Genomic DNA, 25,531 nt, shown 5'->3' with positions numbered 1-25,531 from the left:
GCGCGCCCCGGCCGGGGAGGCACCGGGCGGCGGAGATCCGGGCCGGCCCCTCCCCGGGGAGGAGCGGTCAGGAGCGCAGGGCCTCGACCAGCGCCTGCTCGTCGTCCTTGGTGAGGTTGGTCTGGATGACCACGGGGTTCAGCGGCTTGAACGCCTCGACGACCCGGTCCCGGGTGGCGGAGCGGGCGAGGAGGAAGACGGCGGCGCGGCCCTGCTCGAGTTCGGCGCCGATCCGCTTGATCATGTTGTCGTCGATGCCGATGTCGCCGAGCTTGCCGGCGATGGCCCCGGAGGCCGCGCCGGCGGCCAGGCCCAGCACCGGGGCGAAGAAGAGCAGTCCGATGAGGGTGCCCCAGAGCGCGCCCGAGGCGGCGCCCGCGCCGGCGAGGTTGACGGTCTGGTGGATCCGCGGGCGCCCCTTGGCGTCCTTGTAGACGTAGGCGGCGTCCTCCAGCTGCAGCAGCTCCTGCCGGCCCAGCTCGCCCGCGATGTCCAGGGCCTGTTCGGCGGTCTCGGTGTCGGCGACGCCGAGCACGACCAGGTGCGACATGCGATTCCTCCTTTACTCGGGTGGGGGCCGCCCGGCCCCGGTCCCGGGGAGTTCCCGAGCTTTTCCCGCCTTAATGCCATGCGCAGGGAAAACAGCGGCACTCCGGGGCCGCGCCGCGCCGCTCTCGGCGCCGCGGCGAGGAGCCCGGCAGGGGCGGCCCGGCCCCGGGCGGCCCCGCGGTTCACCGCTTCTGCCGCTTCTTCCGGGCCGAGGGGCGCAGCAGCCACCCGATCACCAGGCCGGCCGCGACGGCCGCGACCAGGGTGGCCCAGAGCGGAGCCACCACCGAGATGAGCAGGACCTGGATCTGCGTGGGGTCCCGGTTCTGCAGCACGAAGACGGCCACGACGGCCAGGAGGGCCAGCGCCACCCAGGTCCGGGGCGGAACGCTCCACCCGGAGGCGCCCTTCTTCTCTTCCGCGGTGCCGCCGGCCATCGCGTCCTCCGCTCCTTCGGCCGCGGCCGCGGGTGGGGGCTGCCCGCCCCGCGGTCCCGGTCTCCTCCGCGGCGCCGCCTCCGGCGGGTCCGGAGGGGCGCCCTTCGGTGACCTCTTCCCCCGCCGGGAGGGGGCCGGGGTAGAGGGAAGGCCAATTCCCCGCCTGGTTTCGACAGCCGCTCCGGCGGCCGCACCGCCGGGCCGGGGCGCCCCGGCCCGGCGCCGGGATCAGCCGGCCGCGGCCCCGGCGGTGCGGAGGAGCTCGCCGAGGGTGCCGCGGAAGCCGGGGAGCATGCGCAGCGCCAGCACCCAGGCGTCGGGCGAGGAGCCGAGGTGCTCGCGGAGCGCGGCGGCCAGCGCGTCCTCCGCGCCCGTGCCGCCGCCCCACATCCACCTCAGCACCGAGACCGCGGACGGGGCGTGCTCGATGACGTCCTCGGGGGCGACGGCGCCCTGCCCGATCGCGGGGGCCAGCCAGTCGGAGAGCTCCACCTCCCCGTCGGGGGAGACGGGCCGGGAGCGGAGGATCCGCTCCCCCGTCCAGTCCGGTCCGATCCGGAACCCGGCCATCTCCTCCTTGGCCTCCTCCTCCCTCTCCGCGAAGGAGACCCCGGGGCGGGCGAACCGGGTCAGCGTCCTGAAGGCCGCGTGGTCGGCCTCGGACCGCCACACCGCGCCCTCCGCCTCGCCGCGGAGCTCCTCCGGGAGGCCGGGGTGCGCGGCCAGTCCGGCCAGGGCCGCGCTGGGCAGCGGGTCCCGCAGGTTCTCCGCCCGGATCTCGTCCCAGTGCCAGGCGTGCGAGTGGCGGAACAGCTCGGCGCCGGGGAAGTACTGCCTGCGCAGCGCGCGGATCTGCGTGCGGGCCGACTCTCCCTCGGCCGTCTGGGCGCGCAGTTCCTCCAGGGCCTTCTCCGGGTCCTCCCCGCCCAGCAGCCCTTCGACGGTGCTCTGCACCTCCCGGCGGAAGATCCGGGTGGTGAAGGCGGCCGGTTCGAGGTCCTCGCCGAGCAGTTCGGCGACGGCCTCCGGGCCGCGCCGCTCCCACAGGTTGAGCAGCAGCCGCAGCTGCGGGGCCCGTCCGCGCACCCGGACGTGCCGCAGCAGGTGCCGCTGGAGGGCGGGGTCGGCGCAGTCCACGGCGTCGCGGCCGCTGAACCCGCCCTTGCGCTGCAGCAGCCGCTCCACCAGCCCGGGGTCCAGCGGGATCCCGCCGGTGGCGCCGGGGCGGCAGGGGCGTCCGGAGAGCAGCCGCTCGCGCTGGAGCGGGGTGGTCCCGGGGCGGAGGAAGAGCCGCGCGTTGACCCCGGGGTCGTCCAGTTCCATCAGCCGCTGGACGCCGTCGGCGCCCAGGGCGGGGCGGGAGGCCAGGGCGGTGCGGTAGCGCGGGTCGCCGCCGGCCGCGAGGGCGAACCAGCCGTCCCGGAGCCGGCCGTGCCCGAGCAGGTCGTAGACGGTGCGGTCGTCCAGGTGCGGCAGCAGGGCGGCGCAGACCGGGTCGGCGGCGGCGTCCAGGAGCGCGATGAACGCCCCGCGGGTCCCGGCGGGGTCGGGCACCCGGTCCCCGGCGGGCGCCGCGGCCGCCCCCGGCCAGGCCCCGCCGCGCTTCGCCCGGACCGGGGGCTCGGCGGCGAGCAGCTCCGGGACGGTCCCGGTGAAGCCGGGCAGCAGGGCGCGGACCGCCCGCCACCGCTCGGCGTCGCCGCCCAGGTGCTCGGCGACCAGCCCGGCCAGCCCCTCGGTGAACTCCTCCCACGCCGCCAGCCCTTCGGGGTGCTCCGGCGGGCGCCGGGCGGCGGCCAGGACCGCGGCGGCCGGGCGGGCGGTGCGCAGCAGCTCGGCGCCGCCGATGCCGCGCCCCAGTCCGCGCCGGCAGAGGACGAGCATCACCCGGGCGGCGCCGCGCTTGTCCGGTGCGGTGGCGAGCAGGCGGGCGTCCAGGTGCGCGGCGTGCTCGGCCACCGGCAGCGGCCGCCGGGCGTACAGGGCGCCGCGCGCCTCGGCGGTGCAGTCGGGGCGGGCCGCCAGCAGCGCGACGGCGGCGTCGTCGAAGGGGTGCCGCGCGTCGGCCTCGGCGACGGCGGCCCAGTCCAGCTCGGCGCGGAGCTCCAGCTGCTCCGCGCGGTCGGCGAGCGCGGTGTCGTAGAGCTCCTCGATCGCGCCCCCGGTGCCCTCGGCCCGCTCGGCGGCGGCGCGCAGCGGCTCCGGCCCGCCCGCCTCCAGCGCCTTGCGGGCCTCGGCCGCGGCCTCCGGGGAGAGCCGCTCCTCGCCGACGGCGGCCAGCACCTCCTCCAGGGCGGCCGGCCCGCCGTCGTGCTCGTACACGGTGAGCAGGGCGCGCAGCCGCTCGGCGCGGGTCAGCTCGGCGGCGGCGCCCTCCAGCGCGGCGCGCGCCATGCCCGGCAGCGGGCAGGCCACGGCGGCCCGCAGGTAGCGCACGTCCTTCTTGCCGAGCACTTCGTGCAGCTCCCCGCCGGGGGGCCAGGCGTCCGGCCGGGCGGCGGCCAGCACCGCCCGACGCACCCGCAGCGGCCACGGGGACTTCCCGCTCCTCCCGTCGGCGGGGACGGCGTGCGGGGAGAGCAGCGGCCGCCCCGCCGCGGCGCCGCCGGTGGCGATCAGCCGGTCCCGCAGGTCCGGCCGGGAGAGGATCATCCGCCGGTTGCCGGCCAGCTCCTCCAGCCACTTCACGCGGCCGTCGGCCAGGACCGCGTCGAACAGCCCGTCGGAGACCGGGAGCCGGGACAGGAGCGGCTCCACGACGTCGGGGACCGACGCGAGCAGCCGGGGCCAGTCCCCGGGGTCCCCGGCGCTCAGCAGCGGGTGGGCGGCCATGTGTTCCGTGCGCATGGGGGGCTGTTCTCCTCGTCGGGTCGGCGTGCGTCCTCCGGCCGCCCCGGGCGGCCGCCCTCACTCGGGAAAAGGATCATGGCAGCCGGCGCCGACACCGCCGCCCCCGGGCGGCCCCGCCGCACCGCCGGCCGGACGGGTTCCGCCGCGGCCGATGAGATCCGCGCCGCGGGCCGGTCGGACAGGGGGACGGCAGACCTCTGAGCGAAAGGGCCCCAGGCCATGAAACTGACGACCGTCACGAACGTCTCCGTCGACGGGGTGATCCAGGGGCTCGGCGGTGCGGACGAGGACCGCCGAGGCGGGTTCGAGCGCGGCGGCTGGGCCCTGCCGCTGTTCGGCGGTGAGGCCGAGGAGTTCCTGGGCCGGGTCTACCAGCGCGCCGACGCGTTCCTGTTCGGGCGGCGGACCTACGAGATCTTCGCCGGCTCCTGGGGGAGGATGGCGGACCCGGAGAGCAGCCCCATCGGGGACGCTCTGAACAAGCGGCCCAAGTACGTCGCGTCGACCACGCTCACCGACCCGCAGTGGGCGGACACGACCGTCCTCTCCGGGGACCTCGCGTCCGCCGTCGGCGGGCTGAAGGCCGAGCCCGCCGGCGAGCTGCAGGTGCACGGCAGCGGCGCCCTGGTCCGCCGACTGCTGGAGGACCGCCTGGTCGACGAGATCACCCTGTTCACCTACCCGGTGGTCGTCGGCCAGGGCACCCGCCTGTTCCCCGACGCCGGCCCGGACGCGGCACTCGACCTGGTCGACTCGCGCGCCTTCGCGGGCGGCATCACGATGCAGGTCTACCGCCCCGCCGGACGCCCGCAGTACGCGGCCTCCGCCCCCATCCCGGGCACCTGAGCCGGGCCCGCGGCCGGTAATGGAGTCGGCCGCGGGCGCACGGACGGCGCCGTCGCGACGCCCCTGCGGGCGCCTTCCCCGCCCGGCCCGGGGCACGGAGGGCGGCACGCGCCGTCCCGCCGTTCCCGCTCGGGCATGGGGGCGGGTTGCGGCGCCGACGCTCTGCCCGGCCGGGGCGCGAGGAACGTCCGATGCAGGAAGGGCGACCGAGGCCGACGGACACTCCCCCGCACGGGGCCATCCTTCCCACCGGGGCGGTACAGTTCTCCCTCCGCCCCGGCGGGCACCGCCGCCTGTCGCCCCGCGCCGAGCCGCCGCGCAGGGTCCGGCCCGGCTCCGGTGCGGGCCGGGTGCTCAGCCGCGGCACGCCTCCTCGGCGGTCATCCCCTCGGGGGCCAGGTCCTCCTCGGTGTAGCCGAACGGCTCGACGATCTCCAGCAGCCTGCCGTCGGCCCGCATCTCCGCCAGCACCCGGTCGACCTCCTCCACCAGCTCCCGGTCCCGCTCGGCGAAGGCGAACCCGGAGACCGGCGGCTCCGCCTGCCCCTCGGGGAGGAAGCCGCCGGCGACCCGGTAGCCGCTCAGGTCCTCCTCCGCCATCCAGCGGAGCGATGCCGCTCCGCCCCCGATGGCGTCCACCCGGCCGCTCTCCAGCGCCGTCCGGGCCTCCGCCATCGAGCCGAAGGGGACGATGTCCTCACCGTCGATCCCGGCCTCGGCCGCGTACTCCTGGCTCGCCGAGGCGTTGAGCACCCCGATCCGCCTCCCCTCCTCGGCGACGGAGGCGTAGTCGGCCAGTTTCCCGCTCTCCTCATCGGCCGCCAGCACCCCCTCCAGGTTGGCCATGTCGGGGGCGGCAAAGACCACGTCCTCGCAGCGCTCCGGGGTGATGTACATGCCGGCGGCGACGGCATCGTACTTGCCGCTGTTCAAGCCCGACAGAAGCGCGTCCCAGGCGACGGATTCGGCGCGGACCTCCTCGACGCCCAGTTCCGCGAAGACCACCCTCGCCAGTTCGGCGTGGTAGCCCGTCGTCTCACCCTGCTCGTCGATGTACCCGAAGGGCGGTTCGTTGCCGATGGCGATCTCCGCGTATCCCTGCTCGCGCAGCTCCTGCAGCGCGGCGGGGACGCCTCCCCCGGGGCCGCCCTCCCGGTCCGCCGAGGCCGCGTCGATCAGCAGGGGCGCCCCCGCGATCGCGAGCGCCCCGCCGACCAGCAGGGCGGCGGCCGCCGCGCCGATCTTCAGCCCCCGCCGCAGGCCCGGCCTCCCCGGCGCGGCGGGGCCCGGCCCGGGGCCGCTGCCCGGACCGGGCGGGGGTGCGACCCCGCCCGGCGGGGCGGTTCCCCGGGGCGCTGCGGGCGGAGGGGCCTGCGGAGGCGCGCCGCCCGCGGCGGCCGGCGCCGGTGGGCCGCCCGCCGGGCGGGGAGCCCATTCCCGCGCGACCACGGTGGCGACGATCGTCGCGTCGTCCTCTCCGCGGTCCGTGCCGCCGCCCCCGCCCCAGGCGACCTGCCGGAGGAGTCGCTCGGCGGCGGGCCTGTCCGCGGGGTCCCGGGCCAGCGCGAGGCGGACCGGGTCGACCAGTTCGCCGGGGACCCCGGAGAGGTCCGGTTCCTCGTTGAGGACCCGGTACATCAGCGCCTCGGCGCTGCCCCGGCCGTAGGGCGGCCGACCCGCCGACGCGTAGGCGACCAGTGCGCCCCAGGCGAACACGTCGTCCTCGGGGCCGCTGACGCCTCTGAACCGCTCGGGGCTCATCCAGCCGGGCGACCCGATGAGCCCGCCGGTCCGGGTGATCCCGGTTTCGTCCAGGGCCCGCGCGATGCCGAAGTCGACGACCTTCGGGCCGTCGGGCGCCAGGATGACGTTGGCCGGTTTGAGGTCGCGGTGCACGATCCCCGCCGCGTGGATCCCGGCGATCGCCTCGGCCATGCCGACCGCGAGCGCCCTGGCCTGCCCGAGCGGCATCGCCCCGCCCCGGCTCACCCGCTGCGCCAGCGTCGGGCCGGGCACGTAGGCGGTCGCGTACCAGGGCTCGGGGTCATCGGCCCCCGCCGCGACGAGGGGGGCGATGCTGCGCGCCCGCACCCGTTCCATCAGCCGGATCTCGCGTCCGAACCGCGCCCGGAACTCCGCGTCCTCGGCGTACTCCGCCCGGACGACCTTGAGCGCCGCCCAGCCCCCGTCCGGCCCGGTGGCCCCGTAGACGACGCCCATCCCGCCGGCGCCGATCCGGCCGTGCACCTGGAACGGCCCGACCCTGCGCCGGTCCTCGGGGCTCAGATCCGACAGGGCGGGGCGCGGCGGGACGGGGGGACGGCTCATGAAGAGGCGCCTTTCTACCGGCCCGGCGGACCGGGTTCCGAGGGGGGACCCTCCGTAGCCCAGCAGCGCCGGTGAGCGGCTGTCAAACCTCGCGGGGGTTCCGGCCGGTTCAGGCCACCCGCCGCCCGCCGCCCGCGGACCGGGCGACCGGCGGGGAGCGGCGGTGGGCGCTCCCCTGGACGGCCGAGCGCTTCCGGGAAGAGAGGTCCGGCCCCGTTCCGCCGCAGGACCGGGCGTGCGGACGGTGGGCGTCACCGCGGCTCCCGGGTGAGGAAGTGCCGGATGCCGACCGCCAGGGAGGCCATCTGCTCGCCGGCCTCCAGCCAGGTGGTCACCGATGCGCTCCACCCGCCGGCGGCCTTCGGCCACGGCCGCAGGGTCCAGGTCAGCCCGACGTATCCCCCGGAGCGGAAGACCGCCGACACCGCCAGGTCCCGGTCGTCGGTCCGCCAGTGCCGTTCGCCGCCCCATCCCCGGTAGTCGGCGGCGAGCCCTTCCAGGAACGAGGCGAGACCGCCGTCGTGGACCCAGGCGACGACCTCGTCGACCCGGGCGGTCAGGCCCGGGGCGCGCAGCTCGACGGCGTAGTGCACGGAGTCCGGGTCGGAGCCGGAGCGGTCGCGGAACGCCACACCCACGGATGCGTCGTCCTGGCAGCGGATGCTCAGGCCGGGCTCGTCGTCGGTGGCGTCGATCGAGGAGGACATGGGCGGAACACTAGACCGGCACCGCGCGAACAGGATTCACCGACCGGCTCTTCACCTCCCCGCCGGTCCCCGCCCCTCAGGACGCGGGCCGAGCCGGGGAGCGGCGGGACGCGGCGGTGCGGCGCTACCCTGGACGGCCCAGCACTTCCGAGGAGAGAGGGCCGGCATCGTGGTCGACGGGCAGGACGGCGCGGACCGGGTCGAGCAGGCCGCCGTGGGCGGGGTCCCGGTACACGACGGGCCGGTCGTGGTCGCGGAGTACGACCCGGAGTGGCCCCGGCTCTTCGCGCGGGAGGCGGAGCGGATCAGGGGCGCGCTGGGCGGCCGGGCCCTGCTGGTCGAGCACGCCGGGTCGACGTCGGTCCCCGGGCTGCCGGCCAAGCCGGTCATCGACGTCGTGCTCGAGGTCGCGGACCCCGCCGACGAGCCGTCCTACCTGCCGGCGCTCGAAGCCGCCGGATACGTGCTCCGGTTCCGGGAGCCGGACTGGTTCAAGCACCGGCTCCTCAACGGCCCCGGCACCGAGGTCAACCTGCACGTCTTCCCGGCCGGTTGCGAGGAGACCGCCCGGATGCTCCGCTTCCGCGACCACCTGCGCACCCACCCGGCCGACCGGGAGCGCTACGCCGCCGCCAAACGGGAGCTGGCCCGCCGCACCTGGCGGTACGTCCAGGACTACGCCGACGCCAAGACCGGCATCGTCCAGGAGATCATGCGCCGCGCGACCGCGCCCGGCGGCTAGATGAGTAATTCCAAGGGGTCAGTGATCACAAGCCGCCAGGGAGCGCAGGACCGGCCGGCCGGTGCGCTCGTTGTGCCGAATCGCGGCGGTCGGCGCCAGGGCCCGCTGGACTACCCGGGCGGCCGCCCCACCCGGGGTGCGCCCGTCGTGCCGCTCCGGATCGAGCCGGCCCTTGAAGGTCTGGTCGATCGACTCGATCACCTGCCGCAGCGGCCTGAAAAGGCGTGCTCCGGCCCGTGGGGGCTCGTCCTTGCGGGCCGGGCGCAGCAGCGCCGGCGAACCTGGCCGCGCTGCGCAGCCTGACCGCCTACCTGCTGCGCGCTCTGGGGCGCCCGATGGTCCCCGACGCGATCTGGTGGATGTCCTACGGGTGCTTCAGCCGCCCGCTTGACCTGATCGGACTTGCCTGACTCCTGAGGCTTGAGCTCATCTCGTTTGGTGAGTCTGCGGTAGCAGATCAGCGTGCAGGCGATGCCGACGAAGGCCAGGAAGTGCTCGGCCTTGCGCTCGTACCTGCGGTGCAGGCGGCGGCATCCGGCCGGCCAGGCCATGGTGCGCTCCACCTGCCACCGGTGTCGCCCCAACCGCTGCGAGGACTCCACCCCCTTGCGGGCCAGGCGGTGCGCGATCCCGCGTTCGCGCAGCCACCGGTGCAGGTGGTTGTAGTCGTAGCCCTTGTCGCCGTGCAGCTTGGCAGGCTTGCGCCTGCGGGGTCCACGGCGGGGCCGAATCGGAGGGATCCCCCGCACCAGGGGTTGCAGGGCCCGGCTGTCGCGGGTGTCGGCCCCGGAGATCGCCACCGGCAGGGGCAGGCCGGCCCGGTCGGTGATCAGGTGGACCTTCGGCCCCTTCTTGCCCCGATCCACAGGATCGGGACCCGTCAGCTCCCCTCTTTGAGGGCGCGCATGTTGACCGAGTCGATCGCGCACCGCGACCAGTCCAACTCACCGCGGGAGCCGAGCTCGTCCATCACCAGCCGTTCCACCATCGACACGCGGCCAGGCTGCCGAGAATCCAAATGAGACGAGCTCTTATGCACCCCCGGGCCCCTCGGGTTTGCTTTTGGAGTCCGTGCAGGACCAGGGCGGCTTTGACGGGATCGCCGATCCTGGAGGGGCTTTTGGCGGTGCGGCGCAGCAGGCGCCACCGGCCCACCAGCAGCGCCATCGCGCGCTCGCCGAGGCCGCGCATGGTGCGCAGCAGCAGGTCGGCGGCCCTGGTGCCGGCGCGCAAGCGCTCCCAGGCGATACGGCCCCCCGCCTGCGAGCCGGCCGGCCGGGCAACCACCTCCACACGGCCGACAACCCCGCCGAGACCTTCGCCGATCTGCTGCACCTCGCCGGTATCCGCGACTTGACTGGCCTCCATGACACCTGCGAAGCCGGCCTCGCCCCGGCCCGACTGGCGCATTATCGGGATGTTCTGGAACGAGGAGCACCCTGCCCTGGTCGCCTCGGCTCCCGGACAGCCCGACCACCGCCTCCGCATCGAACCGGGGCAGAGCGTGCGGCTGGGCCTGGGCGCCCCGCGCACCTGCATCGGAGTGTGGGACCACCACCGCGGCCGGCGCACCCACTGCTCCGCGCCGATCGACGCTCAGGGCACCGACGCCCAGTGCGCCCGCTGCGCCTTCCGCGACCGCGGCCGCGCCCTGGCCCGCGACGCCTACACCGACGACCGCGACTACACCGCCTACCTCGCCTACTTCGGCCCCGGCCCGCTCAAGGTCGGCCTCACCGCCACCGAGCGCGGCCACCGGCGCCTGCTGGAGCAGGGCGCCATCACCTACACCCTCCTGGCGCACGGCCCGCTGGAGGCCGTCCGCGCCGCAGAGAAGGCCATCGCCCGCGCGGGCCTGGCCACCGAGCGCATCCGCGCCACCGCCAAGGCCGCCGCGTGGTGGAGCCTTCCTCCGGCCGAAGAGCGCAGCACCGCCCTACTGGCCGCACGGCGCGCGGTGGAGCGCTCCGGCCTGCTCCCCGGAACCGCCCGGCTGGAGGAGCGGGTGCACGACAACACCGCCGCCTACAACCTCACCGCCGCACCCCCCGAGGCCTACGACGCCCTGACCGGCCTGGACGACGACGCCGTCCTGGCCGTGAGCGTGCGCGCCGTACCCGGCCGGCTCCTTCTCGCCGACGACCTGGACACCGGCCGGGTGCTGCTCATCGACTCCCGGCTGCTCGCCGGGCGCCCCGCCGCCCCGGCCACCGGTCCTTGCCGGGGCCTTCACACGACCCGCCGTATCCGCCCGCCCGGAGGCGCCCATGAACAGCGCACCCTTTTCTGAAACCACGGCGCCACACCAGGACCCGCCGGCGCCGGGGCGCCTGGCGGTCCTGGAAGGACTGCCCGGCGCCGGCAAGACGACCGCCGCCCGAACCCTGGAGGGCGCCTTCCCCCTCGTCGCCGAATACACCACGCCCGCAGGAACGCCCCTCGCCCAGCACGGCCACCCGCCGGTGCACGACGGCGGCGCCCTGCGCACCGCCGGCCTGACCCGACGCGCAGACCGCCTGAGCCCCCAGGCGCCGAAGCCATCGGCCACGCCCTCTAGGAGCGGCCGTCCGCGCCGCGACCGCCCAGAGCACCGGCCGCCTGCGTACCGAAGCGGCGGACAGGCCGCCGAACGTTGAGCCGTCGCGCTCCCGGGCAGCGGCCTGCCTGGTACTCGTCCCTCGCCCGACTCGCGGTTCGGCTTCCCCGAGCCGCTGCGGGGTCTGGTCGCCGCCATCGGCCCTATGAGGGATGGGGCTTCCCCGGGGCTCCCTCGCCTCACCCGGCTCGATTCTTCATGAGCCCGGCCAGCAGCACACGCACACCGTCGGTCGCAGCCCGGCCTGCAGCGGTGGGGGCGCGCCCCTTGCCCCGCCGGGGAAGCACCGGGGCGCCCTGGTCGAGCCTCGCGGCTTCCAGCGAGGCGCGCATGCGTTCCAGCTCGGCGGTGCCGCCGGGGGGACCCTTCTCGGTTTCGGGGGTGCCGCCGTCTCCGGCGGGTGGTTCCAGAGCCGGAGCACGGGGAGCTCCGGCCGGCCGGTCGGCGCAGATCGGGCAGCCGCCGGCGCCCATCCGCACGGAGACATGCACGGCGCAGTACCCGGGGGCCAGGTCACCGGCCGGGGTGTCCCGCGAGGTGCCGAAGGGGTCGTGGGCGGACCTTGCGCCGGTGCGGAAACCGCTCGGGGCCGGTGGGGGCGCGCTTCCCGCCCCGGTTCCCAGGGCCTTGCCGTTCCACGCCCGCACGGACTGCGGAGAGGCCAGGCGGGCGCGCAGCGCAGGGTAGGGCCGGTCCGCGGTATCGGCGCCGGCGAGTGCCTGTGCGAGTTCGTGGCGGGCGACCCCGGCGGCGTCGAGGGCCTGGAGCCGCCGAGCGAGCGCGGCGCGGTCTGCGCGGGGCCGAGACAGCGCGGCGTCGGGGATCGGCGCCAGCAGGGCCGGCGCCCACCCGGCGGGCTCCGCCGAGGCGTCCCCCCGGCCGGTGTCGTCCGTCCGGTCCGCCGCGCCGCGGGCGGCACCGCCGCCCTGCGGCTGCGCGCCTGCGGACGGAGCGGAACCTCTTCCCTCTCTTGCTTCCAGGGCGCTTGCTTCTAGGGGCCCCGCCTGCGGCGACTCGCCCGCCGCCGATGGCGGCTCATTGGACAGATTTGTCATCCGCCGCCCGCGAGAAGAGACCCCGGCGGCCCGGCGGGCCCGGTTCAGCGCGTCCCACGGAGACACCGGCCCGCCGTAGTCCGCGGGCGGGGCATCGCAGAGGCGGTAGGTGTGGACGGTGCGGAACACCGGGCCGGCCGGGGTGTGCTCGGTGTAGGTCGCCGACCGCGCGACTTCGACGATGCCGTGCGCCTGCAGCTCCTTGCGGCCGCGCTGCGCGGTGCGCGCCGACTTGCCCATGAGCCAGCCCAGTTCGGTGTCGGTGAGGCGGACGACCGGTTCGTCGCGGTTCTCCAAGACCATGGACCGCATGGCGCGGTGCGCCGACTTCGCGGTGTCGCTCAGCGACGGGTGCAGGGCGATCCAGTCCACCATGACGGTGAAGGACGCGCGAGGGGAGTCCTCGTCGGGCGCCGGGGAGGTGCGGTGTGCATCCTCCGGACGCCGAACGGTAAAGTTCGGCATAGCCGCCTTCCTGGTGCTACAGGTCGGGGGTCAGGGCCTGTCCGGTGTTGGTAGCACCGGGTGGGCCCGTCTGTTTTGCTGGATCCTACCCCGGCCCGGAGGCGGCCCGCTCCCCAGTTCTCCCGTCCGCTCCGATGGCGATCCGCCCCCGCTCCGCAGTACCGGGTGCCAGCATGGCCGGATGGCCGATCTGCTCTGGGACGACGTGAAGGACCTGTTCGACCCCCGCACCACGGGCTCATTGCCGGACCTGCGGGTCCCCGACACCGCGGTGAGCGACTGGCAGGCCCTGCTCGACCTGGTCGTCGAGCGCGGATGGAGGCACCGCTACGCCGAAGGCGGCGCCGCGGCGCCCCTGCCCCGGGCGCAGGCCGCGCTGTCCCGCCCCGCCGGCGCCGAGTTGCGGGTGTGGCCGAGTGGCGGGGTGCTCGCGATCTTCCGCTTCTGCGCCCCGGAGGAGATCGACTTCGACGTGGACCTGCGCGAGCTCCAGGGGCAGGAGCGGTTGGACATCCTGTGCGGCTTCCTCGCAGCGATCGGCCGGCGCCTGGGCAAACCCGTCCTGATGGATCCCGAAGGCGACCGCGGCCGTCCGGTCCTGGGGTTCGACGTCCGCACGGACCGCGTCATCCGCCTGGCCGAACCGTGGTGACCGGGCCGCCCTGTCCTCCGGTCAGCGCGGCCCTCCTGCGCGGACGGCGGCCTCATGCTCGGCGTGCGGCCCCAGCCCGGCGGCCGCCCGGCGCTCGTCCAGCCGGTCCGGATCCTCCACCGGCTGCAGCCGCGGAGGGCCTCCGCCTTCGCTGATGTACTGGGTGCCGTACCGCTGGGGCAGACCTCGCCGGCACCGCACCCGGTCCTCCAGGTAGGCCAGGTGCCACGGCTCGGCCTCACCGGCGGCGACGGCGGCCTCCAGCAGGGGAAGACAGCGCTCCTGGGTCTCGAGCTCGCAGTGCTGGACCAGGAGCCAGGCCGCCTCGGCGCCGCCGGTTCCGACAAGGGATCTGCCGGGCCAGCCCAGCCGGTCGATGACTCCCCTGACCCAGGCGCGGTTCTCGCGGTCGACGGGTGCGGCGATCCGCTCCCATTCCTGGGCGGTGCGGCCCGGCGGGAGGGCTCGGCGGGCCTCCTGGTCGCGCTCGGCCCGGCGATGGAGTTCGGCCGCGGTCTCGGGCTCCTGCATGTGCGCTCCTGCTGTCCGGCGATGCGCTCTGGGATGGTTCTGCCCGGCCCCCGGGGCGGGGACCGCGCGGCGAGCGGGGGAGGCCGCTGGGCCGCTTACCGGCCGAGAACCACTGTTGCGAGTTCGAGCAGCGCAATACCGATGATCACGGCAGCGAAGAGCAGGACGAACCAGGTGACCGGACCTCCGTTGTAGCCGCGGAGCGCTGCGCGGTCGTCGGGATCGGCCGGGTCGTAGTAGATCACCACACGCCTGCCCACCCGGAAGCGCCCCTTCCCCGAATTTCTCCAGCTGGGGCAGTATTCGCGCTTGCGCCCGTCAGGAGTCCGCCAGGCGACCACTGGAGCGTAGGTCGTATTCCCGTTCGAGCTCTCGCCGATGCTGTGACGGACGACCTCGCCGTCCGCCCTGGCTCCGGTCCGCCGCAGATTCCTGGTCCGGAGTATCTCTCGTACCTGACCGGCCGCAAGGACCACACCCACGAGCAGAACCAGGAGATAACCGATCCAGGCGTAGGGGGTGTTCGTAAGGTCCATGGCGAAGAAACGTGCTTCTCCCGCACCGAGTTCCGATATCGATGAGTGCGCGGAAGAGAGATGCCGGCTCCGCCGCAGCGGGCGGCTGTTCAGGTCGGCGCACCGCCGGCCGCGGTCACAAGAAGACCTCCTGAAAGACCCCGAGAAGACCTCTGGAAAGGCTCTCGAACAGACCCGGAAACAGACCGCGGAGAAGACCCCGCGAAGCCCGCAGGGGCCGTGTCCCGTCCCTGGGGGGTGGCCCCATGGGCCGCCAGGAGGAGCTGTGCGAGGTGACCGCGGGCGCCTGCGACGGCCGGACGGCCGCCGGCGCGGTCCCCACCCCACGGTTTATGACGCTCTCCTGTACCCGGCCGGCGGGGCCGGTCATAGCTCACAGGACGAGCATGAGCTTTCCCCCGGGCCGGCGGGATCGGCTGAGTTCGGCCGCTTCCCGGATCTGGTCGAGGGTGTAGGTGCGGGCGACCGGTACGACCAGGATGCCGTCGCCGGCGAGCCGAGCGAACTCCTCCATCCGGTCGTAGCGGATCTCGGTGGCGACCCGGACGCCCGACTCGGCCGCAGCGGCGAAGTCCGAGACGGTGAGGACACGGTCGGGATCCCCGGTCAGCTCGATCAGGGTCGGCAGCGAGCCGCCGGCCGGGCTGGGCTGGTCGGCGCGGTCGATCCGGCCCCCGGTCGGCGCCGTGTCCAGGGCTCGGTCGACGTGGCCTCCGGCCAGTGCGCCGACGCGTCCGTCCATGCCCTCGCCGTAGGCGGTCACCTGGGCGCCGATCGCTTCCAGGGCTGCTGCCCGGGTCTGTCCGGCGGTGGCGATCACCCGAATACCCCGGTGCAGCGCGAAGCGCACCGCCGCCTCACCCACGGTGGTTCCCGCGCCGTGGACGAGCAGCAGCTCACCCGGCTGGACACCGAGGCCGTCGAGCGCGCGCCACGCCGTCTCGGCCGCCATCGGCAGCGCGGCGGCCTGCTCGGCGCCGATATGGTGGTTGGGCCGACGGGTCCTCAGCGCTGAACGTCTACTTCGATGACGGCGATCGATGGGACGACAACCCGCTCACCGGGATCGGACTTTGAGATTCAGAGGGGACGGTGCGAGGTTCTACGCTGAAGGCTGAACGTTGCACGAGACGGCGGGGGCGGGTTCTGTGGGGCGATCTCGTAGGATTCGGGCCGGTATCGGGGTTTTTAGGTCTTGTATCACGCTGGACGATTGTCAACTTTTGATAACGGTCCGCGTCTCTGCAGTTCGCGAAGGGTGCTCCCCGCGTCCGCGGGGGTGAGTCGCCCCGCTTATCGGCGGTGAGAAACAAGCAACTGTGCTCCCCGCGTCCGCGGGGGTGAGTCGGAGCAGATGGCCCAGGCCGGCCGCCCTGACGAGTGCTCCCCGCGTCCGCGGGGGTGAGTCGGAGCAGATGGCCCAGGCCGGCCGCCCTGACGAGTGCTCCCCGCGTCCGCGGGGGTGAGTCGCCGGGTCGGTGCTGCGGAACACCCCGTGGTGGGTGCTCCCCGCGTCCGCGGGGGTGAGTCGCAGATCGATGCCGACCAGGCGCGCATCCGCGCGTGCTCCCCGCGTCCGCGGGGGTGAGTCGGGCATGCTCGGAAAGCTCGGGGAGACCGGTCCGTGCTCCCCGCGTCCGCGGGGGTGAGTCGGGCATGCTCGGAAAGCTCGGGGAGACCGGTCCGTGCTCCCCGCGTCCGCGGGGGTGAGTCCGTCGGCGAACTCGTCGCGACCTTGGACGTCGAGTGCTCCCCGCGTCCGCGGGGGTGAGTCGCGTGCCGGCCTCGATGCCAGCACTCTCAGCCGGTGCTCCCCGCGTCCGCGGGGGTGAGTCCCGTAGTCAGTAGGTGACGCCGAGGAGGAGCGGTTGCCGGAACAGGCCACCCTCCCCGAGGGCGCCGGCCGCTCAGGGCCGACGGCGCTGCGGGCCTTCCCCCCTGCCGGGCCGGCGCCCCCCGGGCAGGTTCGGCGCGTTTCCGCAGCGCACGAGGCGGTTCCGCCGATCATGGCCGCGTGGCGAAGTGGGAGGTGCGCGATGCGGTGGAAGCCTACGAGCAGGCGAGTGCGGAGACGCGGGCCGGGCTGGAGGTGGCGGTGCGGACGGTGGCGCGCGCCTACGCCGGCTGGCGCGGGTGGCAGCTGGAGTGGGAGGCCCCCGCCCCGGCTGGACGGGTGACCCCACAAGGGCCCGGCGCCCGGGGCACCGTGATGGGGCATGGGCAAGGAGCTGCCGGGCTGGTGTTTCTACTGAGCTACGGCTTCAGCCCGGTCCAGCGCCAGCTTCCAGGGGAACTCCACCCCCGCACCGGTCTTGGGCGGATGCGGGACGAACTCCCCCGGCCCCAGCAGGATCTCCGCGCCTTCGGAGCGCAGTGACTCGACACTGCGGCGGAATGGCGCCCGGGCGGCGTAGGCGGAGTTCACGAACGGCAGCACCACCACCGGCACGCCGATGCCCAACGACTCGCCCACCACGTCCATGGCGTAGTTGTCGGCGATCCCGGCCGCGAGCTTGTTGATCGTGTTGAACGACGCGGGTGCGACCACGATCACGTTCGCCTTCGGGCTGCGCTGCTGCCCCGGCTCCCGGTGGCGGCTGCGCACCGGCCGACCGGTCTGTTCTTCCAGGGCGGCCTCGTCGATGAAGGCGGTGGCCGCCAGGGTAGCGATGACCTGGACCGTCCAGCCGCGCTCCTGCGCCTGGTCCACCAGTTCGGTGACCTGTGCGGCGGGTCCGGCCGCGCACACCACCACGTACAGCACGCGTTCGCTCACTGGGGCGTCGCCGTCCTCTCCGCCAGTTCAGTGATCCGGGTGTGCAGGTGTCCCGAGGAGCGGGCTCCCAGTTCGGCCAGCAGCTCGCGTGCGACCGGGCGGGTGGCCAGCTCCTCGGGGGCGATCTGCTCAGCGGTCGCCAGCGCCTCATAGGCCCGCCCCGTTTTGCCCCATTGGGTGTAGGCGCGCCCGGTGTCGATGAGCAGCGCGGCGCGACGCTCCGCCACGTCGATGCGTCCCAGGTCGATGCGACGTGCCCGCTCCACGGCCGCTCCGGCGTCGCCGAGCTCGACGTCGGTGCTGACCCGGTGCAGTTCGACGTTGGTGGGACCGAACGCCGTCCAGTGGTGGTTGAAGTCGCCCCCGAGGCGACGGCCAGCGCCGACCGCTTCGTCAAGCAGAGTGGTGACCGTGTCGCGGTCTTCGGCCTTGGCCGCGGCGGTCGCCCCGCTGAGCAGAAGTGCCCCGTACACCGACAGTGCCTCGGGGGTGTTCGGAGTGATTCGCTGGGCGGAGTCGATGGCCAGGGTCGCGGCGGTGCGGTGGTGGCCGTCGCGCACGAGCGCGCGCACCAGCACCCGGGTGGTGGTGCCCACCGTGACGGGGTCGCCGCTGCATTCGGCGGCGCGCCTGGACCGGTCGGCGGCCAGCCTGGCCAGACCGCCCTGCCCGCCCTTCAGAAGGACGCTCGCAGCGACGTGGTAAGCGGTGGCCAGGGCCGTGTGCAGCCGCTGGTCGGCATCGGCCTGTTCGAGCTCGGCCAGCAGCCTGGGTAGCCCGGCGGAGACCTTGGCGTAGCGGCACCCCTGGTAGTCGGCCTTCATCGCGGACGCCGCCTTGGCGAGCACCCCGACGGGCCGCGGCTCGACCTCGGGTGGTAGGGCGCCGTAGCCGGTGAGGGCGCTCGCGATACCCGACAGGCCCAGCGCGGCTCCGGCTCCGGCCAGTCCGATGAATTCTCGGCGTCGCACTCGCCCTCCTCCGTCGGAGGTGAGCGTAGAGGACACCGGCCGGGGCGCGGGGGGCGTTGCTGAAACCGGGGGCGGGATCACGCGCGGGGCGAGGCCGAAGCGCATCCTTGCGGTGTCGGGCATGCCGATTCCATCAGCGATGCGCTCGATGACGTCGAAGGCGGTCACGGTCTTGCGGCCGTTCAAGATCTCGCTGATCCGCCCTTGGGATATTCCGGTGGCTGAGGCGATACGAGTCTGGGAGGCGCCGCCGTACTGCTGGACGAACCGCAGGACGGAGGGGATATCGCGGCGGGCGAGGGCTTCTCGGATGTCGGCGCGCTCCCAGGCCCATGGGGGAACGGTGATGGGGTCGGTCGAGCGTGCTGACATCGCGGCCTCCTATGGGGGCGGTTCGGCCGTCGCGATTATCTCTTCTTGGGATATCCCCGCGGGATGGGTTCTTCAGAACGGGACCGGAATTGTCGGTGGTGAACGAGTTGACCCCCGCAGCGCGACCAAGCGCCCGGGGGCATGGCCACCAGCCTCTGAGGAGCTGATGACATGACAGACCCTAGCCCGACTGCCGTTGCCCTGACGACACCTTCTCTGCTTGATCCTGCCGAGACGCTGGCCGCTAACTTCCCGGAATGGCACGTCTTCCGGGACCTCCTCGACGGCCCCGGCCACTGGCGGGCCGTGCGAGAGGACCGTGCGGTGTCCGCTCCGAGCATCGCCGAGCTACGCGAACGGCTGGCCCGCGTCGAGCTGGCGGAGGCGGACCGGTGAGCCCGGCGGCCGACCCCGACGCCCACGCCGACGACCTGGTGTGGCTGCAGGCGAAGTTCCCCGCGTGGCGGATCTGGCGGACGCACGACGAGCACGGCCGCCACGACGGGTGGATCGCAACGAGGCGCGTCGAGGACGACATCGAGCCGACCGTCGTCGCCGACACCGCCGCGGAGTTGGCCGCCAGGCTGATCCGCCCGGCGAAGCGCGTCGGCCGCGGCCTGACCCGTGAGCAGCTGGCCGCGCTGGAGCAGAGCCAGGAGCAGGAGCAGGCCGCGGCCGGCGGGGGCGGGCGGTGAGCGGGTACCGGCCCGTGCGGCTGCCCCGCGCCGCCCGCTCCGAGCCCGAGCGGCCGCGGGCCGTGCCGGCCTGGCGGGCGTGGTGCGTGGGCAAGCTGGTCTACCTCGGCAGCGATCACACCGAGCTGTTCGCCGTCATCGGGCACGAGGGGACCCGAGTGGTGGTGGAGAGCCTGGACACCGGCGACCGGAAGACCATCGGCCCCAGCCGGCTCACCGAAGCCGCGGGCGGCGACGCCGCGGTGCTGCGCCACGCCTGGCCGCTGGGGACGGAAGTCCACTACTGGAGCGCGCTGCACGAGGTCGTCGGACACGTGGCGTGCCCGGGCCTGTGGTTCGGGCGGCTGCGCCTGCGCCCCCTCGGCGGCGGCGAGGAGATCTGCACCACCACCGATGCGGTCGCGCCGCGGATGCGCGCACCGCACTGGATGCGCCCCCGCACCTGAAGGCTCCGCGCCGGGCGCCCCTCCCCGCGTGTGCACCCGGCGGGGAGGGGCCCCTCCACACCCTCTGACACGGAAAGGCCTGTACATGGGCTGGTTCACCAAGGACGGCTATGTGGTGACCGACAAGGAGAAGCGCGAGCGCCTCGAAAAGGAGCTGCAGAAGGCCAGGAAAGAGCTCGAAGAGGCCGAGCGCGCCGAGAAGGAGAAGAAAAAGGACTGAAGGCTCCCGCGCCGACCCGACGGGGAAGAAGGGGAGGCGCGGGAACGCCGCCCGCCCGGGAGGACTGCTCCGGGCGGGCGGCCCAGGGCCGGCCCTCCTGAGGGGGATGGGGTCGGCCGCGCCCGCCCGGGGCGTTCCCCACGTCCCCGGGCGGGCGCCCCTCGGCCGAACCCGGACGCACCCGATCCGGTGACGTACAGCGACCAGCGGGATACCGTCAACGCATCCACATGAGGAGGCCCTGATGGGCGACGGAAAGCACGGCAAGCCCGGCAGCGAGGACCAGGGGCGCGGCGGCAGCACCCACACCGACGGCAAGGAAGGCCAGGGCCACGGCGGCGGCGAGCGCGTGGAGCCCTCCCAGGACGGCCAGGAGGGCAAGTGACCGTCGGTCTGGAGAAGGGGCCCCGGCGGCTCGCCGAGGCCCTGGCCGCCGCCGGGGTGCTCACCGACCCCGCGTGGGAGGCGGCGGTGCGCGCAGTGCCCCGGCACCGCTTCCTGCCCGACACCGTGTGGCCGCGCGATACCGAAGACCCGGCCTGGCGCTCCCCCCTGGGCCGGGACGACCCGGCGTGGGCGCGCTGGGCCTACGAGGACGTCGCCGTGGTCACCCAGGTCGACGACGGCACCCCCGCCGGGCCGGACGGGCGCGGGCGGGAGGCCACCAGCTCCATCTCCCAGCCGTCCCTGGTGGTGGCGATGCTGCAGGCCCTGGACGTCGCCGGCGGCGACCGGGTCCTGGAGATCGGCACCGGCACCGGGTACAACACCGCTCTGCTGTGCGAGCGCCTCGGACCGGAGAACGTGGTCTCCGTCGAGGTGGACCCGGTCATCGCCGAGCGGGCCCGGCGCACCCTGGCCGAACTCGGCTACAAGCCGACCGTCATCGCCGGCGACGGCGCTCTGGGCGCCCCCGGGCACGGCCCGTTCGACCGGGTGCTGGCCACCGTCGCCGCCCGCCGCGTCCCGCCGGCGTGGGCCGCCCAGACCCGGCCCGGCGGCGCGGTGGTCACCCCGTGGGGCACCGGGTTCACCCCGCCGGTGCTGCTGCGCCTGGCCGCGGATGGCGCCGGGGCCGCGCGCGGGCGCATCGTCGGGGAGGCGCCGTTCATGTGGCTGCGCGAGCAGCGCGGCGTCCGCGGCGGACCGGCCGCGTTCGTCGACACCGAGGAGCCGACCGAGCCCACCCCCATCGAGGTGAGCCCCCGCGTGGTCGCCGAGCCCGACGCCGGGTGGGAGACCGCGCTCGGGCACCTGGTGCCGGGCCTGGACTACGCGGTCTACGAGGCCACCGACGACTCCGGCGAGGCCAGCATCTACGTGTTCGACCGGAGCGAGAGCGGGTCGTGGGCGCTGGGCGAGTACACCCCCGCGGGCCCGCCCTACGAGGCGCAGATCAGGGGGCCGCGGGACCTGTGGGCCGAGGTCGCCGCCGCCCGGGAGGCGTGGGAGGGGGCCGGGCGGCCGGGGCGGGACCGGCTCGGCCTCACCGTGCGCCCCGACGGCGGCCAAGTGCTGTGGGCCGATTCCCCGGACACCGTGCTGGGCTGAAGCGAGCAGACAGGAAAATCCGGAAACGGCGGCAACGCCCCACCCGCCTGAGGCCGGGGCGTTGTCGCTGCTCACACCCCCTTCAGCCGACAGCCCTCAAAGCGCGGGTCCCCCTGTCGGAAACCGCCGAGGAAACCCGGGCGGGCGGAGCTGAAAAACTCTTGGCCGAATGCGGAAAACGGCCCCCATTTCCCGTTCGGGAGGCGTCTACTTTTCGTCACCACCGCCCCTCGCCCCGGGCGGGACCCCCTTACAAGCAGGAGGCCCCATGGCCACGGACACCCCCACCCCTCCGGCTCCCGCACCGCAGCGCCCGCCCGGCGCTCCCCGCTGGATCCTGCCCACCGCCGTCGGCACCGCCGCCCTGCTCGTCGGATTCGCCGCCGGATGGCTCGGCCACCAGGCCTACCTCGTCTCCACCATCGAGCAGGCGTTCGGCGAAATGGGCGAGACGATCTCAGAGGGGGCGCCGGCCGAGGACGGCGAGCCGGGCGAGGACGGCGAGCCGGGCGAGGACCTCGCGGAGGAGGGGCCCACCGCGCCGACCGAGGAGTCGGTCACCGACGGGGTGCACGAGTACAGCGGTGCCTCCCTCGGCGAGGGGGAGGCCGCCTTCACCGACACCTCGACCGACACCTCCTATGAGGCCCAGGAGGGGGCGGTCTACGTCCCGGTGACGGTGACCGCGGAGAACACCACCACCGCGGAGACGATCCCGGGCTATGAGGACGTGTACGCCTACGACGCCGACGGGGTGCAGTACACCTCGGGCGTGACGACCGGCGAAGGGGCCGGCTACGGGCTGAGCCCCGGCCTGTCGGTGTCGCTGACCTACCACTTCGAGCTGCCCGAGGGCACGGACCTGGAATGGATCACGATCCAGGACGCAGACGCGGCGATGGAGGGCGGCACCGAGGTGGCCGCGCTCAAGCTGCCCTGACCCCGGACACAGCGAAAGCGCCCCGCTCCCGGTGAAGTCCAACGGTCGTCGCAACACATGAGGTCAGTCGGTTGCGGCGAGGTGCCCGGCCGGGGCCTCCCAGCCGAGTTTTCTGCGTGGGCGGGCACAACACTCACGCATCGAACTCGTGGCGCCACTTCATCCGATCCACCCCGCGCACCGGGTCCACGAAAGTCACCTCTTCGCCCTTCCGCGGCACCGTGACGACCAGATCTTCCGGATAGGTCGGTTCAGAAAACTCACAGCCGATCTCCATGGTCATACCGAGGGTTCCCTCTCCTGGTTCCAGGCCGCTCGGGTACTCCCCTCTCGCCTCCTCCCGGGAGAGGACCAGATCCTCTTCCCTTCCGTTACCGCACCTGACATCCGGGTAGAGGTCTTCGACGTGGCGATCGGCGTTGTTCACAATACCCAGAGTGAGGGTGGAATTCCTCGCCCCTTCCTCGCCGCCGTCTTCCGTCCCCACCGACGTGATGGTGTAGGAGATCCTCTCCTCCGGCCTGTCCATCCACTCGCTCCGCATGTCGAAAACATCGCCGAAGTGGTTCTCCGACAGGTGCCGTCACTGCGTTCTCTTCCTCTGCCGAGCGCAGCGCCGAACAGGATCCGCCTACAACGACCAGGCAAGAAACGGCGCCGGAGGTGAAACCCGCTGCGAAACCCTTGACCGTGAACCGCTCCCTCATAGAAACCCTGCTCACATCAGCACTTTGTTTCGCCAACGCTACGCGGTGCCCCAGCAGCCGGCCGATGGTGTCGTAGCGTGCGCCGGCGAGGGAGTTCCGGTCTTGCGTCACAACATGGCCATGGGCTCCCTCGTCTCATGCTCAGACCAGGCGCCCCCTTGGAATCACTCGTCTAGGCCCCGCCCGGACCTCCCGCTCCGGGGGCCTGAGGGGGTGCCGGGCCGGTCGCCGTCCGCGCCCGAGGACCCGAGGGGGCAGGGGCCCGCCGGCTCTGAGGCCGCAGCGGCCGGTGGTGCCGCCTCGAGCGGTGACCGCAGGAGGCGGTGGGCGACGGCGGCGATCCAGCCGAGGCCGATGGCCAGGTTGATGCGCTGCCACAGGCCGTGGAAGGTGCCCGATGCGGCGTCCGGGTCGTGCAGGGCGGCCGCGATCGCGAAGGTCACCGGGACCGCGGCGGCGGTGGCCGCGCAGTACAGCGCCCACGGGCGCCCGCCGGGCTCGGCGGCGAAGCGGCGGGCCAGCACGCATGCCAGGGCCGTCAGCGACAGGTAGAACGGCACCGGGTTGGCGTCGTGGACCATGCCGTGCAGCGTGGGCTCGGCCGGGACGGCGGCGCCTTCCGGGTAGCCGGGCTCGGGGTCGGTGGTGAAGAGGCCGCCGGTGATCAGGCAGAGCCCGAACAGGGCGGCCAGGGCGGGGGCGGCCGCGCCTCCGGGGCCGCCGGCCAGTGCGCGCCGCAGCCCCAGGGCGAAGCCCAGGGCCAGGACGCCGGTGGCGATGAAGTTCGCGGTCATCACCCAGCCCCGCTCCCCCAGGGCCAGTTCGCTGCCGAACCGGTGCAGCGGCTCGTAGCCGGGGCGCAGCGCCCCTTCCGCGAGGACCACTCCGAGGAACAGCGCCGGGACGGCCAGGCCGCAGGCGAGCAGGAACCTGGTCGGACGTGGGCGCATCCCCAACTCCTTATCTTTGATAAGCGGCGTGCCGGAAACACTGCCTTACCATTGATAAGGAGTCAATGGGGGGAGCGTGCGGTGGACCGCCCGACGATCGTGAGCGCGGCGCTGGAGCTGCTGGAGGAGACCGGCCTGGACGGGCTGACCACGCGGCGCCTGGCCGCCCGGTTGCAGGTCAAGTCCCCCGCGCTCTACTGGCACTTCCGCAGCAAGCAGGAGCTGCTGGACGAGATGGCCGGCGCCGTCCAGGAGAGGCAGGACCTCGGGCCCCCGCGCGAGGGCGAGCACTGGCGCGACTGGCTCGCCCGGCGCGCCCGGGAGCGCCGCAGGGTCCTGCTGTCCCACCGCGACGGCGCCCGCCTGGTCGCCGGGTCCAGCGCGGGGCCCGAGGCCGTCGCCGCCTTCGAGCGGGAGCTGGCCGCACTGGCGGAGCGGGGGTTCACCCCCCTGCAGGCGATGCGCGCGATCACCGCACTGGGCGCGTTCGTGTCCGGCTTCGTACTGGAGGAGCAGGCGCGCCTCGGCCGCGGGCACCCTCCCGGACCCGGGCGGGCGGAGGCCTCCCCCGTACTGGCCGCGGCCATCGGCGAGGGCGGCTCCCCGGACGGCCCGGAGGCCTTCGAGGACGGGCTCGCCTACCTCCTGGACGGCATCGGGGCCGCCCTCTCCGCCGGCGCCCCCGGGCGGCCGCCGGAGCGCTGAGCGCCGCCGCGGCGGGGTCCCCCGGTCCCTCTCCGGCCCGCGGCCGCCCGCCCGTCCGGAGGGGCCGGGCCGGCGGCGGGGAGGGGCGGACCGGATCGGCCGGACGCGGGCCTATCCGGCCTCGGGGGCGGGGTGGATCAGCTCGACCCGGTCGCGCTCGGTGTACATCTCCCAGTACCGGTCGGCGAGGTCGTCGGGGTCGACCACCGGGATCTCGGCGGGCGGCCGCTCACCGCCGCCGGCGGCGGTGATCCGCTCGCCCATCTCGCTGCGGGCGATCATCGCCCCGACCACGAGGGAGCCCGCGTAGATGCCGGCGGGGGCCAGTTCGGCGCTGAGGGAGTGCAGGTAGTTGCGGGCGGCGGCCCCGACGGGGCCCGGGCCGCTGAGGCCGGGGGCGGGGTGGACCGCGGTGGTGCCGCCGGTCATGAGGAAGGCGCCGTCGCCGCGCCCGGTCCACTCCGGCAGCACGGCGCGGACCACCTCCACCGGTGTGAGCAGGAACAGCGGGATGTACTCCCGCAGGAGGGCGGCGTCCACCCGGGCGGCCGGGGTGAAGCCCTGCCCACCGCCGACGGGCCCGTACTCGACCACGTCGATGCGGCCGAAGCGGTCGCGGATGTCCGCGATCAGGCCCGGCACCTCGGCGGGGCGGGAGAGGTCTGCGGTGAAGGCGGCCGCTTCGACGCCCTCGGCCCCGAGCCGGTCGACGAGCGCGTCCAGGCGCGGCCTGCGGCGGGCCACCAGGGCGACGCGGAAGCCCTCGCGGCCGAACCGGCGCGCGACGGAGGCGCCGAGGCCGGTGCCGGCGCCGAAGACGGCGATCACTTTGGACATGGGGCGGCGCTCCTCGCTCCAGAGATCTTGACCCCGGGGTCAACTTGTGTCGCGACGGTAGCACACA

At 74.5% G+C, this 25,531-nt stretch carries 27 protein-coding genes, 3 pseudogenes and 1 CRISPR repeat array; of the genes and pseudogenes, 12 read left to right on the top strand and 18 right to left on the bottom strand.

Going from position 1 to position 25,531, the window contains the following annotated elements:
* Positions 1-67 precede the first annotated feature (67 nt).
* The 3 genes from J0910_RS14255 to J0910_RS14245 form a co-directional block, all read right to left on the bottom strand.
* Positions 68-550, bottom strand: coding sequence for a DUF1269 domain-containing protein (locus tag J0910_RS14255; protein ID WP_420158985.1), 483 nt, complete (start codon positions 548-550; stop codon positions 68-70).
* 181 nt (positions 551-731) lie between these two features.
* Entirely contained in the window at positions 732-986 is a 255-nt protein-coding gene (locus J0910_RS14250) for a LapA family protein (protein ID WP_420158984.1), read from the bottom strand.
* 228 nt (positions 987-1,214) lie between these two features.
* Complete coding sequence (locus J0910_RS14245) at positions 1,215-3,833, bottom strand: hypothetical protein (RefSeq protein WP_420158983.1); 2,619 nt, start codon at positions 3,831-3,833, stop codon at positions 1,215-1,217.
* 222 nt (positions 3,834-4,055) lie between these two features.
* Between J0910_RS14245 and J0910_RS14240 the strand changes: the two genes are divergently transcribed.
* Positions 4,056-4,682, top strand: coding sequence for a dihydrofolate reductase family protein (locus tag J0910_RS14240; protein ID WP_420158982.1), 627 nt, complete (start codon positions 4,056-4,058; stop codon positions 4,680-4,682).
* Between the two features lie 354 nt (positions 4,683-5,036).
* Here the strand turns inward: J0910_RS14240 and J0910_RS14235 are convergent, their stop codons facing one another.
* Positions 5,037-7,010: a serine/threonine-protein kinase gene (locus tag J0910_RS14235; RefSeq protein ID WP_420158981.1), complete on the bottom strand. Its 1,974-nt coding sequence runs from the start codon at positions 7,008-7,010 to the stop codon at positions 5,037-5,039.
* Positions 7,011-7,261: 251 nt separating this feature from the next.
* A complete protein-coding gene (locus J0910_RS14230; RefSeq protein ID WP_420158980.1) occupies positions 7,262-7,717 on the bottom strand; it encodes a DUF6228 family protein in 456 nt (151 codons plus the stop codon).
* Between the two features lie 169 nt (positions 7,718-7,886).
* On the opposite strand from J0910_RS14230, the gene J0910_RS14225 reads away from it, so the two are divergent.
* On the top strand, positions 7,887-8,459 hold the full coding sequence (locus J0910_RS14225) for a GrpB family protein (protein WP_420158979.1): 573 nt from the start codon (positions 7,887-7,889) through the stop codon (positions 8,457-8,459).
* 18 nt (positions 8,460-8,477) lie between these two features.
* On the opposite strand, the pseudogene J0910_RS14220 reads toward J0910_RS14225, so the two are convergent.
* From J0910_RS14220 to J0910_RS14210, 3 genes and pseudogenes are all read right to left on the bottom strand, one after another.
* Positions 8,478-8,729, bottom strand: a pseudogene (locus J0910_RS14220) (IS982 family transposase); the annotation flags it as partial.
* 164 nt (positions 8,730-8,893) lie between these two features.
* A pseudogene (locus tag J0910_RS14215) lies at positions 8,894-9,525 on the bottom strand (IS5 family transposase); the annotation flags it as partial.
* On the bottom strand, positions 9,429-9,869 hold the full coding sequence (locus tag J0910_RS14210) for a hypothetical protein (protein WP_420162128.1): 441 nt from the start codon (positions 9,867-9,869) through the stop codon (positions 9,429-9,431). The gene J0910_RS14210 and the pseudogene J0910_RS14215, both read right to left, overlap by 97 nt.
* 7 nt (positions 9,870-9,876) lie before the next feature.
* On the opposite strand from J0910_RS14210, the gene J0910_RS14205 reads away from it, so the two are divergent.
* Entirely contained in the window at positions 9,877-10,749 is an 873-nt protein-coding gene (locus J0910_RS14205) for a DUF2797 domain-containing protein (RefSeq protein ID WP_420161993.1), read from the top strand.
* Positions 10,750-11,234: 485 nt separating this feature from the next.
* Here the strand turns inward: J0910_RS14205 and J0910_RS14200 are convergent, their stop codons facing one another.
* Positions 11,235-12,575 carry a hypothetical protein gene (locus J0910_RS14200; RefSeq protein ID WP_420158978.1) on the bottom strand — a complete coding sequence of 447 codons (1,341 nt, stop codon included), beginning with the start codon at positions 12,573-12,575 and terminating at the stop codon, positions 11,235-11,237.
* Between the two features lie 181 nt (positions 12,576-12,756).
* Between J0910_RS14200 and J0910_RS14195 the strand changes: the two genes are divergently transcribed.
* A complete protein-coding gene (locus tag J0910_RS14195) occupies positions 12,757-13,227 on the top strand; it encodes a hypothetical protein (RefSeq protein WP_420158977.1) in 471 nt (156 codons plus the stop codon).
* Between the two features lie 21 nt (positions 13,228-13,248).
* Here the strand turns inward: J0910_RS14195 and J0910_RS14190 are convergent, their stop codons facing one another.
* From J0910_RS14190 to J0910_RS14165, 6 genes and pseudogenes are all read right to left on the bottom strand, one after another.
* Entirely contained in the window at positions 13,249-13,758 is a 510-nt protein-coding gene (locus J0910_RS14190) for a DUF6624 domain-containing protein (RefSeq protein ID WP_420158976.1), read from the bottom strand.
* A 95-nt stretch (positions 13,759-13,853) separates the two neighbouring features.
* Complete coding sequence (locus J0910_RS14185; RefSeq protein ID WP_420158975.1) at positions 13,854-14,294, bottom strand: DUF3592 domain-containing protein; 441 nt, start codon at positions 14,292-14,294, stop codon at positions 13,854-13,856.
* Between the two features lie 373 nt (positions 14,295-14,667).
* Positions 14,668-15,246: a zinc-binding dehydrogenase gene (locus tag J0910_RS14180; RefSeq protein ID WP_420158974.1), complete on the bottom strand. Its 579-nt coding sequence runs from the start codon at positions 15,244-15,246 to the stop codon at positions 14,668-14,670.
* A 306-nt stretch (positions 15,247-15,552) separates the two neighbouring features.
* Positions 15,553-16,129: a CRISPR direct-repeat array (repeat unit 28 nt; unit sequence GTGCTCCCCGCGTCCGCGGGGGTGAGTC).
* Positions 16,130-16,539: 410 nt separating this feature from the next.
* Entirely contained in the window at positions 16,540-17,070 is a 531-nt protein-coding gene (locus J0910_RS14175; protein WP_420158973.1) for a flavoprotein, read from the bottom strand.
* Positions 17,067-18,041 (bottom strand): XRE family transcriptional regulator, encoded by a 975-nt coding sequence (locus J0910_RS14170; RefSeq protein ID WP_420162127.1) that lies wholly within the window; start codon positions 18,039-18,041, stop codon positions 17,067-17,069. Before J0910_RS14170 ends, J0910_RS14175 begins: the two co-directional genes overlap by 4 nt.
* 117 nt (positions 18,042-18,158) lie before the next feature.
* Positions 18,159-18,413 (bottom strand): annotated as a pseudogene (locus J0910_RS14165) (helix-turn-helix domain-containing protein); the annotation flags it as partial.
* A gap of 171 nt (positions 18,414-18,584) precedes the next feature.
* Between J0910_RS14165 and J0910_RS14160 the strand changes: the two are divergent.
* From J0910_RS14160 to J0910_RS14130, 7 genes are all read left to right on the top strand, one after another.
* On the top strand, positions 18,585-18,809 hold the full coding sequence (locus tag J0910_RS14160; protein WP_420158972.1) for a hypothetical protein: 225 nt from the start codon (positions 18,585-18,587) through the stop codon (positions 18,807-18,809).
* Entirely contained in the window at positions 18,806-19,108 is a 303-nt protein-coding gene (locus tag J0910_RS14155; RefSeq protein WP_420158971.1) for a hypothetical protein, read from the top strand. Before J0910_RS14160 ends, J0910_RS14155 begins: the two co-directional genes overlap by 4 nt.
* Positions 19,105-19,554: a hypothetical protein gene (locus J0910_RS14150; RefSeq protein WP_420158970.1), complete on the top strand. Its 450-nt coding sequence runs from the start codon at positions 19,105-19,107 to the stop codon at positions 19,552-19,554. Before J0910_RS14155 ends, J0910_RS14150 begins: the two co-directional genes overlap by 4 nt.
* 85 nt (positions 19,555-19,639) lie before the next feature.
* A complete protein-coding gene (locus tag J0910_RS14145; protein WP_420158969.1) occupies positions 19,640-19,774 on the top strand; it encodes a hypothetical protein in 135 nt (44 codons plus the stop codon).
* 244 nt (positions 19,775-20,018) lie between these two features.
* Entirely contained in the window at positions 20,019-20,159 is a 141-nt protein-coding gene (locus J0910_RS14140; protein ID WP_420158968.1) for a hypothetical protein, read from the top strand.
* Complete coding sequence (locus J0910_RS14135; protein ID WP_420158967.1) at positions 20,156-21,325, top strand: methyltransferase domain-containing protein; 1,170 nt, start codon at positions 20,156-20,158, stop codon at positions 21,323-21,325. The genes J0910_RS14140 and J0910_RS14135 overlap by 4 nt, the downstream gene beginning before the upstream one ends.
* Positions 21,326-21,593: 268 nt before the next feature.
* Complete coding sequence (locus tag J0910_RS14130; RefSeq protein ID WP_420158966.1) at positions 21,594-22,265, top strand: hypothetical protein; 672 nt, start codon at positions 21,594-21,596, stop codon at positions 22,263-22,265.
* Between the two features lie 133 nt (positions 22,266-22,398).
* Here J0910_RS14130 and J0910_RS14125 read toward each other — a convergent pair whose 3' ends face one another.
* Both J0910_RS14125 and J0910_RS14120 read right to left on the bottom strand, forming a co-directional pair.
* Complete coding sequence (locus J0910_RS14125) at positions 22,399-22,809, bottom strand: hypothetical protein (protein WP_420158965.1); 411 nt, start codon at positions 22,807-22,809, stop codon at positions 22,399-22,401.
* A 327-nt stretch (positions 22,810-23,136) separates the two neighbouring features.
* Positions 23,137-23,922, bottom strand: a complete 786-nt coding sequence (locus tag J0910_RS14120; protein WP_420158964.1) for a DUF998 domain-containing protein — start codon at positions 23,920-23,922, stop codon at positions 23,137-23,139.
* Positions 23,923-24,003: 81 nt separating this feature from the next.
* On the opposite strand from J0910_RS14120, the gene J0910_RS14115 reads away from it, so the two are divergent.
* Entirely contained in the window at positions 24,004-24,627 is a 624-nt protein-coding gene (locus tag J0910_RS14115) for a TetR/AcrR family transcriptional regulator C-terminal domain-containing protein (protein WP_420158963.1), read from the top strand.
* 111 nt (positions 24,628-24,738) lie between these two features.
* On the opposite strand, the gene J0910_RS14110 is transcribed toward J0910_RS14115, so the two are convergent.
* Positions 24,739-25,464: an SDR family NAD(P)-dependent oxidoreductase gene (locus J0910_RS14110; RefSeq protein WP_420158962.1), complete on the bottom strand. Its 726-nt coding sequence runs from the start codon at positions 25,462-25,464 to the stop codon at positions 24,739-24,741.
* Positions 25,465-25,531 lie beyond the last annotated feature (67 nt).

Origin of the sequence: Nocardiopsis oceanisediminis (assembly GCF_048595525.1) — a bacterium.
In the GTDB taxonomy this organism is placed as follows: domain Bacteria; phylum Actinomycetota; class Actinomycetes; order Streptosporangiales; family Streptosporangiaceae; genus Nocardiopsis_A; species Nocardiopsis_A oceanisediminis.
The sequence above is the reverse complement of the archived record's forward strand: the minus strand, read 5'-3'. Positions and strand labels throughout refer to the sequence as shown.